This window comes from Nonomuraea harbinensis (assembly GCF_019396385.1).
GTDB classification, from domain to species: domain Bacteria; phylum Actinomycetota; class Actinomycetes; order Streptosporangiales; family Streptosporangiaceae; genus Nonomuraea; species Nonomuraea ferruginea.
In genome coordinates, this window is sequence record NZ_JAHKRN010000004.1 from 90,708 (window position 1) to 103,165 (window position 12,458).

The window sequence follows — 12,458 nt, forward strand, 5'->3', positions numbered from 1 at the left end:
ACCTCATTCAGGGAAAAGTGGCACAGACTTGACACGGGGCGCGTCCATGCGGATCACCGTGAAAAACGCCTCGTCCGGGGCGGCACCGGCGTATCCGGCGCCGCCCCGGACGACGGGCTCAGGCCTTCGTGCGCGGGAGGCTGGTCGACGAGACCAGGGTGCGGATGGCGCGGAGCGCCACCGACAGCGTGGCCAGGTCGAAGTTGTCGCTCTCCCAGATCTCGGAGAGCGTCTGCCTGCTGCGCCCGACCGCCGCCGAGTTCGCCTCCACCCACCTGGCCAGCCGCTCCTCGGGGGGCAGCCCGGAGGAGCTGTGGGCCAGGACGTCGCGGGTGAGCGAGGCGTGGGCGGCGTAGAGGTCGTCGCGGAGGGCGGCGCGGGCCATCGCGTTCCACCGGCTGTCGCGGGGCAGCGCGATGATGCGTTCCCTGAGGCGGGCCAGTTGGAGACGGTCGGCGAGGTCGAAGTAGACCTCGGCGACCTCGTTGACCGGGCGGCCGCTGATGGAGGCGATCTCCACCAGGTCGAAGGTGGAGTACGCGGGCACCATGGCGGCCACCCGCTCGGCCAGGTCGGCGGGGACGCCGCGGGCCACGAAGGAGTCGCGGCGGTCCTCGAAGGCGGCCAGGTCGGGGCCGGTGAGGAGCTTGGGCAGGTGGCCGAGGAGGCCGTTGACGCCCTTGACGAAGAAGCCGACCGAGCCCGCCAGGTCGAGCGGCGGGCGGCGGTTCGTGAGCAGCCACCGGGTGCCGCGCTCGCCGAGCTTGCGCGCCTCCAGCAGCATGGCGAGCTGGGTGGCGGTGTCGATCTCGTTGTCCAGCGACTCCACCTTGCGGTGGAAGCTGGCCAGGTCGAAGACCTCACGCGTGACGAGGAAGGCCCGCACGATGTCGGGCAGCGAGGCGCCGGTCTCCTCGCCGACCCGGAACAGGAACGTGGTCCCCATGGAGTTGACCAGGTCGTTCACGATGCCGGTGACGATGATCTCGCGCCGCAGCGGGTGCGCGTCCATGTACGCCCGGAACCGCTCGCGCAGCGCCGACGGGAAGTACGAGACAAGCCGGGGCGCGAGGTACGGGTCGTCGGGGAGCTCGGTGCCGAGCAGTTCGGCGTCGGCGACGAGCTTGGTGTAGGCGAGCAGGACGGAGAACTCCGGCGCGGTCAGCCCGAGCCTGGACTGGCGGCGCTCGGCGAGCGCCTTGTCCGACGGCAGGAACTCCAGACCCCGGTTGACCCGGCCGTCGCGTTCGAGGCGGCGCAGGTAGCGGGCGTGGATGTGGAGCATCTCGACGGCCTGGGCGCGGGCGGCGGCCAGGACGACGTTCTGCGCGTAGTTGTCGCGCAGCACCAGCTCGGCCACCTCGTCGGTCATGGAGGTGAAGACCTGGTTGCGCTGCTTGTCGGTCATCTCGCCGTCGCGGACCACCTGGTCCAGCAGGATCTTGATGTTGACCTCGTGGTCGGAGGTGTCGACGCCGGCGGAGTTGTCGATGAAGTCGGTGTTGATGAGGCCGCCGTCGAGCGCGAACTCTATGCGGGCGAGCTGGGTGAAGCCGAGGTTGCCGCCTTCGCCGACGACCTTGCAGCGCAGGTCGGCGGCGTCGACCCGGAGCGAGTCGTTGCCCTTGTCGCCGACGTCGGCGTGGGTCTCGGCGCTGGACTTGACGTAGGTGCCGATGCCGCCGTTCCACAGCAGGTCGACGGGGGCGCGCAGGATGGCGCTGATCAGGTCGTTGGGCGCCAGTGAGGTCACGTCGCCGGGCAGGCCAAGCGCGTCGCGGATCTGCGGGGTGAGCTGGACGGACTTGGCGGTACGGGGGAACACGCCGCCGCCCTTGGAGATGAGCGAGGCGTCGTAGTCGGCCCAGGAGCTGCGCGGCAGTTCGAAGAGACGGCGCCGCTCGGCGTAGGAGCGGGCCGCGTCGGGGCTGGGGTCGATGAAGATGTGGCGGTGGTCGAAGGCGGCCACCAGCCGGATGTGCTGGGACAGCAGCATGCCGTTGCCGAACACGTCGCCCGACATGTCGCCGATGCCGGCCACGGTGAAGTCGGTGGTCTGCACGTCCACGCCCATGGTGCGGAAGTGGTACTTGACCGACTCCCAGGCGCCGCGGGCGGTGATGCCCATGGCCTTGTGGTCGTACCCGATGGATCCGCCGGAGGCGAAGGCGTCGCCGAGCCAGAACCCGTACTCCTTGGCGACCCCGTTGGCGATGTCGGAGAACGTCGCGGTGCCCTTGTCGGCCGCGACCACCAGGTAGGTGTCGTCGCCGTCGTGCCTGACGGTGTCGGGCGGCGGCACGACCTTGCCGTCGACCAGGTTGTCGGTGACGTCGAGCAGGCCGGAGATGAACATCCGGTAGCACTCGACGCCTTCGGCGAGCAGGTCCTCCCGGGAACCGGTCACGGGCGGACGTTTCACCACGAACCCACCCTTGGAGCCGGTGGGGACGATGACCGTGTTCTTCACCATCTGGGCCTTGACCAGGCCGAGGATCTCCGTCCGGAAGTCCTCCATCCGGTCCGACCAGCGCAGCCCGCCCCTGGCGACCTTGCCGTAGCGCAGGTGGACGCCCTCCACCCGGGGCGAGTACACGAAGATCTCGTACTTCGGCCGCGGCAGCGGCAGCACGCTGATGGCCTGCGGGTCGAACTTGAGCGAGATGTACGGCTTCCGCTTCCCGTCGACGGTCTGGAAGTAGTTCGTGCGGAGGGTCGCCTCGATCATCTCCAGGTACGCGCGCAGGATCCGGTCCTCGTCCAGCGAGGCCACCTCGTCCAGCGCTCCCAGGATCTCCTCCTTGAGCGCCCCCGTCAGGTCCTCGCGCACCTCGCCGTCGCGGCGCGGGTCCAGGCGGGACTCGAACAGGCGCACCAGCAGCCGGGACAGCCGCACGTTGCCCAGCAGGACCTGCTCGATGTAGCGCTGGGAGAAGTTGCTGCCGGCCTGGTGCAGATACTTGGCGTAGACGCGCAGGATCTCGACCTGCTCCGTGGTCAGCCCGGCCTTCAGGATGAGCGCGTTGAAGTCGTCGGCCGGCGCCCGCCCGTGCCAGAGCGCCATCAGCCCGTCCTGGAAGAGCCGCTTGAAGTCGCCGCGCTCGATCTCGGGTGACGGGGTGTAGCGCAGCCCGAAGTCGTAGATCCAGGCGTTCTTCGTGGCCGGGTCGTTGTCGCGGTCGATCTCGTACGGGCGCTCGTCCACCACCTCGACCCCGAGGCGCTGGATCAGCGGCAGCATCTTCGACAGCGAGATGGACGACCCGAGCCGGTAGACCTTGAGCCGCCGCTCCCCCTCCGCGGCGTCGTACGGCTCGTACAGGTTGAGGTCGATCTCGTCGTCGCCCGCGCCGACGAGGTGCTCCAGCCGGCGCAGGTCGGCCACGGCCACCTGGGGCTGGAAGTCGGCCTTGTACGCCTCGGGGAAGGCGACGTGGTAGCGCTTGACCAGGCCCGGGGCCTCCTCCTCGGAGGTCATCTCCCTGATGGCCGCGCCGAGGTCGTCCTCCCAGGAGCGGGTGATCGCGGCCAGCCGCGCCTCCAGCTCCTCGACGTCCACGCCCGGCGCCGGGAGCTGCTTGCCCCGCTCGCCGCGGATGACGACGTGCAGCCGGGCCAGCGCGGACTCGCCTATCGACGCCCGGTAGTCGAGACCCTTGCCGCCCAGCGCCTTGAGCAGCAGCTCCTGCATCTGCAGGCGGACCATGGTGGTGTAGCGGTCGCGCGGCAGGTAGATCAGGCAGGAGATGTAGCGGCCGTAGTCGTCGCGCCGCAGGAACAGCTTGACCTGCTTGCGCTCGCGCAGCCGCAGCACGCCCAGCGCGATCGGCAGCAGCTGCTCGGTCGAGGTCTGGAACAGCTCGTCGCGGGGGAACGTCTCCAGGATCTCGATGAGGTCCTTGCCGTCGTGGCTCTCCGCGGTCAGCCCGGCGGCCTCGATCACGGCCGCGAGCTTGCGGCGCAGCACCGGGATGCGGGAGATGGACTCGTTGTACGCGACGTGCGTGAAGAGGCCGAGGAAGCGGCGCTCGCCGACGACCTCGCCCTCGGGCGAGAAGAGCTTGACGCCGATGTAGTCGAGATAGGCGTCGCGGTGGACGGTGGCGCGGGAGTTGGCCTTGGTGATGATGAGCAGCTGCTTCTCGCGGGCCCTGGCGCGCAGCTCGGCGGGGAGCGCGGAGAAGCTGTCGGAGTGCACCTTGTCGTCGCGCAGGATGCCGAGCGCGGCGCCCGGCAGGGCGCGCAGCGTCTCGCCCTCCTCGCCGCTCTCCAGGCGGTACTCGCGGTAGCCGAGGAAGGTGAAGTGCCCGTCGGCGAGCCAGCGCAGCAGGTCGAGGCTGTCCTCGACCTCGGCGGGCGGCAGCGGCGGCGGGTTCACCGCCAGGTCCTCGGCGGTCTGCAGGGCCAGCGCGCGCATCTTGCGGAAGTCCTCGACCGCGTGGCGCACGTCGGTGAGCACCCGCTGCAGGTCGGTCTCCAGGGCCTTGAGCAGCGCGGGGTCGGACTGGCGGTCGATCTCGACGTGGATCCACGACTCGACCAGCATCTGCCCGGTGACGTCCTCCTGGCCGCTGCCGAGGATCTTGCCGGTCAGGTCGCGGCGGACCCGGATCTGCGGGTGGACCACGAGGTGGACGCCGATGCCGTGCCGGTCGAGCTCCATCGTGACGGAGTCGACCAGGAACGGCATGTCGTCGGTGACCACCTCGACCACCGAGCGGCCGGGGTCCCAGCCGTTCTCGTCCAGGGTGGGGGTGTAGGCCCGGACCACCGGCCTGCCCTGCGGGCGGGTCTCGGCCAGCTGCCGCTGCGACATCGCCGGACCGTACACATCCACCAGATTGCGGTCGAGCAGGTCGTCGGGGGGCACGTGCCGGTAGTAGACGCGCAGGAAGGTCAGTGCCTCCTCGGGGCTCACATGGTCGCTGCCCACCGCGCACCGTTGCGCGGCTCGCTGGAGCAGCTCATCCTTGGCCTCGTCGAGCGGCATTTCGCTCTCACTCCTTTGTGAGGGTTAGCCATGGCGGGGTTGGAGCCAGGCTTTGAGTTCCCACGACAGCGGGAAATAGTACATTTCACTACGGACATGCCCGTATGGACTGAAAACTTCCGGCCGGCGGGACATCGGCCCCGAACGCAAGAAAGTCCTGGGGGCGTCATCGTCTCCCAGGACCTCGACCTGCTCGACCAGCCGGAGGCGGCCGCCGTAGGACAACCGGCGGCCCTCCTCACCGAACTGCCTGTCGCGAGGGACGGTCGCATCGTCGTCGATGCCCACCGCACACCTCCCCCACATCCCCGGTGAAGCGAAACCGGGCGCACGCCTCGCCGTACCGATACCACCCGAAAAGGGCAAAGACGTCAACGTGACATCGACATCGGCGGGTCGTCTTCGGATGCGGAGGGCGCCTGCTTGAGCTCGTCGAGCCGGTCCGGCACTTCGGCCAGTTCGACAAGCTCAGCCTGGCACTGCTCGCACACCTCGAGGTGGCGCTCGAACGCCTCGTGCTCCGAATCATCGAGCACGCCGAGGACGTAGGCGGCCACCCCGTCATGCATCAGCCGGCTACCCCCTTGTCCCGCAGAAGTTCACGGAGAGCCCGGATGCCGTAGTAGAGCCGGGACTTCACCGTGCCCGGCGGGATCCCCAGAATCGCCGCCGCTTCACTTATCGTACGGTCCCGTAGGTAGGTCTGCTCAATAACTTCGCGGTGTTCGTCCGACAGGCTGCGCAGAGCGTCCGCCACGACGATCGCGGACAGCGCTCTCTCGGAGCCGTCGGGCACCGCCATCATGTCGACTTCCGGGGGCTCGACCTCATGAGGCCGAACACTCTTTCGCCGACGTCCGTCAATGACGATCCGGCGGGCCACGGTCAGCAGCCACGCCCAGAGGAGGCCCGGTTCCCACTGCAGTCTGGCCGAGTTGCGCCAGGCCCGGACGAGCGTCTCCTGCACCACATCCTCAGCCCATTGCAGATCGTTACCGGTCGACTTACGTACATGGCGCAGTAGAGGGCCGCCGAACTCCTGGTACAGCACCGCGATGCGGTGCTCCGCCTCGGCATCAGCACTCTCGAACCTGCCGTCGAGGTGACTCAGCACGGGGCACATCTTTACACCTTCGTTATCAGTCCGGTAGCCACTCCGATAACTCCAGTTATTTCTAACTATTCCTCAGGATGGGTGAACCGGCCGTGATAAGGCCGCGTACCTCCCACCATGCACAGGCTTTTGCGTGGCGAAGTAGTGATGTTCGGCGGCTTCGCCCTCGCGGCAGCGGTCACGATCCTCCTGGTCATGCCGCAGGCGAACACGGCCGTGCTGACAGAGGTGACGCAGACGTCCACGGGCCCGCTCGGGCCCGCGGACCGCGACTTCCTCGTCAAGGTGCGGCAAGCCGGCCTCTGGGAGATCCCCGTCGGCCAATGGGCCCAGAAGCGCGCGGACTCCGCGCGGGTCAAGGACGTCGGGCAACATCTCGTGGAGGACCACACGAAGCTGGACGCGCAGGTACGCCGGGTGGCGGCGAAGCTCAACGTCCCGCTTCCCGATCGGCCGAACCCTGACCAGCAACGGTGGATGGCGCAGCTGGCGTCCGAGACCGGTCCGGCATTCGACAGGGACTTCGCCCGCCTGCTGCGTGCGGCACATGGCAAGGTGTTCGCCGTCGTGGCGAACGTGAGGGCGGGCACCCGCAACGCCGAGATCAGGAAGTTCGCCGGGACGGCCGTGACCGTGGTCATGCGGCACATGACGCTGCTGGAGTCCACCGGCCTGGTCAATTACGACGAGCTTCCGGAGCCCCCGTTGCCCTCACAGGCAGCACCCGCCCCAGCGGCGGTCGACCCGAGGAGACAACCATGAGATCCAGACGCATGGCCGCGGCCATATCCGCCTTAGCGGTGGTGGCCGGCGGGCTGGTGTCCGCAGTGGTCGTCGGCGGCGCTCAACCGGCCTTCGCCGACTGTGAGATCACCGAACAGCGGCCTCCTGGTCAGCAGCAGAACCAACCGCAGGACCAACCTCAGGACCAGCCCCAAGACCAGCCCCAAGACCAGCCTCAGGACCAGCCGCAGCAGAGCCAGGCTCCGCAGGAGCAGGATCAGGAGAACCAGGGCCGGGACGACGACCGGCAGGGCCAGGATCAGGGAGCCCAGCAGGACCAGAACGGCGACGGGCAACAGAACCAGGAGAACCAGAACCAGAACGACCAGCAGGGCCAGGACCAGGGGGCCCAGCAGGACCAGCAGGACCAGAACGGGGGCGGGGCCCTCGTCGACCCGCCGGCGGACCCTGAGGCGTCCGCTGAGACCTTCGGACAGCGGAACCGGGACCAGGACCGCGACCGCCGCCGGAACAGGCCCAGGCCCAGTCAGCAGCCGTCCAGCACCGCCTCACCGTCGCCCACCGGAGGCCAGGAGTCGGACTGCCTGAACATCGGCCCGTTCGTGACCGACTTCGTGGACATCAGGCAGATCCCGCGCAGCCGGCAGGACGCCCGCATCGGCCGAGGCGGTTCGCGCGGCACGTTCGTGTCCCGCTGCGGCACCAACGGTGAGGGCCACTTCAACCCTGACAACTTCATCGTCGCTCCCGGAGTGCGCAATGGGGCACACCACCTGCACGACTACGTGGGCAACCTGTCGGCAGACGCCTTCTCGACCGACGAGAGCCTGGAAGCCGCGGGCACCACGTGCCGCCTGGGCGACAAGTCCACGTACTTCTGGCCGGTGCTGCGCGACCGCACGGTCGACGAGAACGTCGACGACCCCGACCGCAACGTCGGCCAGGTGCTCCGTCCGCGGTCGGTGACCCTGCAGTTCCGCGGCAACGCGCGCGCCCGGGTCGTGGCGATGCCGCGCTTCCTGCGGATCATCACCGGCGACGCCAAGGCGGCCACCAACGGCCCGGCCAACGCCCGCGCCGGCTGGTCCTGCAGCGGCTTCACCAACCGGATCAGCTCCGACAAGTACCCCCTGTGCCCGCGCGGCAGCCAGGTCCTCCGGATCATGGACTTCCCGAGCTGCTGGGACGGCCAGAACAACGACAGCGCCAACCACCGCACGCACATCGTCTTCCCGGACCAGAGCGGCGCCTGCCCGCAGGGCACGCAGCCGGTCCCGCAGTTGCGGATGACTCTGGCCTACTCGGTGCCGAGGGGCCCCTCGTTCGCCCTCGACGCCTTCCCCGAGCAGTTGCACAACCCGGTCACCGACCACGGTGACTTCGTGAACGTGATGCCGGAGCGGCTCATGTCCAACGTCGTGAACTGCATCAACCGAGGCCGTCGTTGCTGACCTCCGTCCCCGGGAACAGCAACGAGGCCGAGTAGGCCCTCCCGAGTCGCACCCTCATCCGACCTTGGAGGGAATGGATGCTCCACAGACGACACCCCCGGCACGCCCCAACTCAGCTGGATACCAGGAACATCCGGCTCGGGGCGAGCGCGTCGATCGCCGCGGTCCTTCTGTCGGTCTTCGCACTGACACTGACGGATCGCGGCATGGAGATGCTCGGCCGAGGGGTGAGCTTCCTCGAGTACTACGCGGGCGTGCTGGCGCTGGTGTCCCTGACAGCGACGGTGGCCCTGGGGTTGCTCACCACCGAACGTGTTTTCCTGTCCCCGGCGAACCGGGTCCGCGCGCAGCTCGCGCACCGGGCCGCCGCGTTCGCCGGGACGGCGTTCCTGCTCACGCACGTCGCGCTCATGATCTCGCTGGAGCACGTCTCGCCGGCCGCCGCCGTGATCCCCGTCGAGGGGATCTACGTCGGGTTCGGGACGATCGCCTTCGACGCGATGGTCGTGGTCGTGATCACGGGGATCGTACGGGGAAGGTTCGCGGTGACCGGCAGGCCGTGGGTGTGGCGGCTGATGCACGCCTCCGCCTACGTGGCCTGGCCGGTCTCCATCCTGCACGGACTCACCGCGGGCCGGTGGGCGGCGAGCTGGGTCTCCTGGTCGTACATCGCCTGCCTGGCCGCCGTCGCCTCTGCGCTGCTCGTCCGCCTGCTCGCGACGATGCTGCGGCCGCCGCAGACCGCGGAGTGGGTCGACGCGCCCGAGGCCAGTGACGCACCCGTCGAGGTGCCCGCGGGGGTCAACGCGCCGGTGAGCCTCGCCGAGGCCCGGCGGAAGTACCGGGAGGCGGGATGACCCCGCCCATGATCGACCAGGAGAAGCCGTGATCCCCCATTCGGTGCCGCGCGTGCTGCGGCTGGGACCGGCCCGGCTCACCGCCGGACTCGACCACACCAGGCGGCTGGACCTGCCGGCGCATCGCACGCTCCACGGCGACCAGGTGCCCCGCACGCTGGACGACATCATCGCCCAGGTGGAGGAGGTGGACATGCGCGGGCGCGGCGGCGCGGCGTTCCCGTTCGCGCGCAAGCTGCGGGCGGTCTCCGACGCCGCCGGCTCGGGCGAGTGCGTGGTCCTGGTGAACGGGGCCGAGGGGGAGCCCGCCAGCTCCAAGGACGCGATGCTGCTCGTCCGGAACCCGCACCTGGTGCTGGACGGCGCCGTGCTGGCCGCGGAGGCGCTCAATGCCCGCGAGGTGGTGGTCGCCACCGTGGCGGGCGAGGTGGCCGAGTCGTCCATCACCGCCGCCGTGGCCGAGCGGCGCGCCGCCAACGTGGCGGGCGCCGCCGAGAGCCGCATCGGGATCCGCGTCGTCGGCCTGCAGGAGCGGTTCATCTCCGGCGAGGGCGGCGCGCTGGTGCGCGCCGTCAACGGCCTGGAGCCGGTGCCGCCCGGCCGCAAGCGGCGGGCCAGCACGAGCGGCGTGGACGGCCTGCCCACCCTGCTGTCGAACACCGAGACGTACGCGCAGCTCGCGGTGCTGGCCGAGCTCGGCGCCGAGCAGTACGCGAAGGTGGGCACCAGCAGGGAGCCCGGGACCGTGCTGCTGACGGTGAGCGGCGGGGCCGCGAACCCGGCGGTGGTGGAGGCCCCGACGGGCACCAGGCTGATCGACGTGCTCGACGTGTGCGAGTCGGAGATCGGCGACGGCGTGCTCATCGGCGGCTACCACGGCGCCTGGCTGGACTCCCGGACCGCGATGTCGGCGATCGTCTCGCGTGAGGGCATGAAGCAGGCGGGCGGCAGCCTGGGCGCCGGCATCGTGGTGCCTCTCGGCGAGTCGACCTGCCCGGTCGGCGAGGCGGCCCGGGTGGCCGCGTATCTCGCGGCCCAGTCGTCGGGACAGTGCGGCCCGTGCCGGCTGGGCCTGCCCGACGTGGCCAGGGGCCTGACGGCGCTGGCGGACGGCACGGGCTCGATCGACGCGGTGCGCCGCTCGGTGCGCGCGGTGGAGCGGCGGGGGGCCTGTTTCCACCCGGACGGCACGGCCAGGTTCGTGCTGTCGTCGCTGGACGCGTTCGAGGAGGACATCGCGCTCCACCTGGAGCACGGCTCCTGCGGGCGGCCGGTGCGCGGCGTGCTGCCGCTGCCTGAGCGCGAGGACGAGCCGGAGTACCGCCTGGACGTCGACTGGACCCGCTGCCAGGGGCACGGGCTCTGCGCGCACCTGCTGCCGGAGTTCGTGACGCTGGACGACTACGGGTTCCCGTCGTTCAAGACGGTGCCCGGCTGGATGCTGAAGGAGGCGAACCGGGCCGTGGACATGTGCCCGGCGCTCGCCCTGCGGCTGGCGGAGGCGGGTTGACCGCTACAGGCCGAGCAGCGGGAGACACGGGCCCAGGTGGTGGATCTCGATCCCCTCCACCGGGGTCCAATCGGCGCGGGGCAGGCGGAAGTTGCGGGTGACGACCGGCCTGCCCTGCCGCCTGTGCAGGGTGATGCCGTCATCGTGGTAGCCGAACTTCCTGGTCACCGCGATCGAGGAGTGGTTGTCCTCGAACGCCTCGGTGGTCGCGTACTCGGCGCCCAGGCCGGCGAAGGCCAGGTGGAGCACCGCGCCGCGCATCTCGGTGCCGATGCCCATGCCCTGGAACCGGCGGCCCAGCCAGGACCCCGACGACACCTCGCGCAGGAGCGTGAAGTCGCGGCCGGCCAGCGCCTGCGTGCCGACGATGCGGCCCTCGAAGACCACCACGAAGTCCAGCGACCACTTGGCCGGCGACAGCTCGCCCCACTGCCGGAAGTGGTACTGGATCGTGCTGTGGGCCCGTTCGGCCGGGGCCGCCTCGGACCAGGGGAACAGGAACGGCATCACGCCGGCTTCGTGCACGCCTTCGGCCGCCCGTTCCGCGAGCTCGTCCAGGTCCTCAAGTGAGGGATAGCGGAGTTCGAGACGCGGCGTCGTGATGGAAAGTCGAAAAAACGGCCAACTACGCATAGTTCCGTATATTTCCACCGAAAGGCCGCGTCAGCGAACGCTTTTCTCTCGACTGTCAAAAACCCGCGAAACGCTGAAAAGCGGCCCGTCGTCCGTACATGATGGACTTCACTCGGCAAGGGCCGGTGTCAGCGGGCAGGACTCCCGCCGGTACCTGCCCGGAGCGACCCCGTGCGCGCGCTTGAACGCGTTGGCGAACGCGAACTCCGAGCCGTAGCCCACGCGGCGCGCGACCTCGCTCAGCGGCGCGTCGGTCGAGCGCAGCAGCCGCGCGGCGGTGGCGAGCCGCCACCAGGTCAGGTAGCCCAGCGGCGGCTGCCCCACCAGCGTGGCGAAGCGGCGGGCGAAGGCGGCCCGGGAGAGCCCGGCCAGCTCGGCGAGCGAGGCGACCGTCCACGGGCGGGCGGGGTCGCCGTGGACGGCCTCCAGGGCGGCGCTGATGCCGGGGTCGGCCAGGGCGGCGGCCCAGCGGCCGACCGTGCAGCGCTCGACGTCGAAGTCCAGATAGGCGCGCATGATGTAGAGGAGCAGGGTGTCGAGCAGGGACGCCACGATGGTGTCCGCGCCCAGCCGCGGGTCGGCGATCTCGGCGGCGAGCAGGTCGACGGCCGCGCGGAGCTCCCGCTGCTCGCCCAGGCGCGCGGGCAGGTGGATCAGGTCGGGCAGATCGCGCAGGATCGGGTGGCCGAGCGTCTGGTCGAGCCGGTAGCCGCCGCAGAGCGTCACCGTGACCGCGCCGGACCCGCCCGCCGAGGCGGAGGCGAACAGCTCGATCTCCCCGTCGGGACCGCAGTGGCTGTCGGCGATCTCGGTGGCCGGCGAGTCGGCCAGCACGTAGCCATGGCCGTGCGGGAAGAAGAGCACGTCGCCGACGTGGAGCTGGATCGGCTCGCCCGAGTCGGGGAGCAGCCAGCAGGACCCTTGCAGGATCACCTGGAAACCGGCGGAGCCGGGCATCGCGGGGAACCTCTGACCCCACGGCGCGTGCCAGGCGACGCGGACGGAGTGGGGCAGCCCGACCCGCATGCCGGCGATCACATCGCTGAGTACGTCCACAGGGTGAGTCTAGCCCGGAAGACGATCGCGTATAAACGACAGACATTCACGCATTGGAAGGCGCACCCATCCCTCCTACCGTTGCTTGCGGCAGAGGAGGATT

General features: G+C 70.0%; 10 protein-coding genes. 4 read left to right on the forward strand and 6 right to left on the reverse strand.

The features are described from left to right. Positions 1–118: 118 nt before the first annotated feature. The 4 genes from KME79_RS05445 to KME79_RS05460 all read right to left on the reverse strand — a co-directional run bounded on the left by KME79_RS05445 (position 119) and on the right by KME79_RS05460 (position 6,113). Positions 119–4,990 (reverse strand): NAD-glutamate dehydrogenase, encoded by a 4,872-nt coding sequence (locus KME79_RS05445; protein ID WP_219543546.1) that lies wholly within the window; start codon positions 4,988–4,990, stop codon positions 119–121. Between the two features lie 24 nt (positions 4,991–5,014). Continuing rightward, positions 5,015–5,278: a hypothetical protein gene (locus KME79_RS05450; protein WP_148034193.1), complete on the reverse strand. Its 264-nt coding sequence runs from the start codon at positions 5,276–5,278 to the stop codon at positions 5,015–5,017. A gap of 83 nt (positions 5,279–5,361) precedes the next feature. Next, positions 5,362–5,559, reverse strand: coding sequence for a zf-HC2 domain-containing protein (locus KME79_RS05455; RefSeq protein ID WP_148034194.1), 198 nt, complete (start codon positions 5,557–5,559; stop codon positions 5,362–5,364). Further along, positions 5,559–6,113 carry a sigma-70 family RNA polymerase sigma factor gene (locus KME79_RS05460; protein WP_246639336.1) on the reverse strand — a complete coding sequence of 185 codons (555 nt, stop codon included), beginning with the start codon at positions 6,111–6,113 and terminating at the stop codon, positions 5,559–5,561. Before KME79_RS05460 ends, KME79_RS05455 begins: the two co-directional genes overlap by 1 nt. A 108-nt stretch (positions 6,114–6,221) precedes the next feature. On the opposite strand from KME79_RS05460, the gene KME79_RS05465 reads away from it, so the two are divergent. The 4 genes from KME79_RS05465 (at position 6,222) to KME79_RS05480 (ending at position 10,666) form a co-directional block, all read left to right on the forward strand. After that, entirely contained in the window at positions 6,222–6,866 is a 645-nt protein-coding gene (locus tag KME79_RS05465; RefSeq protein WP_219543547.1) for a DUF4142 domain-containing protein, read from the forward strand. Further along, positions 6,863–8,299 (forward strand): DUF1996 domain-containing protein, encoded by a 1,437-nt coding sequence (locus tag KME79_RS05470; protein WP_219543548.1) that lies wholly within the window; start codon positions 6,863–6,865, stop codon positions 8,297–8,299. The genes KME79_RS05465 and KME79_RS05470 overlap by 4 nt, the downstream gene beginning before the upstream one ends. A 206-nt stretch (positions 8,300–8,505) precedes the next feature. After that, positions 8,506–9,156, forward strand: a complete 651-nt coding sequence (locus tag KME79_RS05475) for a hypothetical protein (RefSeq protein ID WP_219543549.1) — start codon at positions 8,506–8,508, stop codon at positions 9,154–9,156. Between the two features lie 28 nt (positions 9,157–9,184). After that, complete coding sequence (locus KME79_RS05480) at positions 9,185–10,666, forward strand: NADH-quinone oxidoreductase subunit NuoF family protein (RefSeq protein WP_148034197.1); 1,482 nt, start codon at positions 9,185–9,187, stop codon at positions 10,664–10,666. A 3-nt stretch (positions 10,667–10,669) separates the two neighbouring features. Here KME79_RS05480 and KME79_RS05485 read toward each other — a convergent pair whose 3' ends face one another. Both KME79_RS05485 and KME79_RS05490 read right to left on the reverse strand, forming a co-directional pair. After that, positions 10,670–11,299, reverse strand: a complete 630-nt coding sequence (locus KME79_RS05485; RefSeq protein ID WP_148034198.1) for a GNAT family N-acetyltransferase — start codon at positions 11,297–11,299, stop codon at positions 10,670–10,672. Positions 11,300–11,407: 108 nt separating this feature from the next. Continuing rightward, positions 11,408–12,355 (reverse strand): AraC family transcriptional regulator, encoded by a 948-nt coding sequence (locus KME79_RS05490; protein WP_148034199.1) that lies wholly within the window; start codon positions 12,353–12,355, stop codon positions 11,408–11,410. Positions 12,356–12,458: the final 103 nt, after the last annotated feature.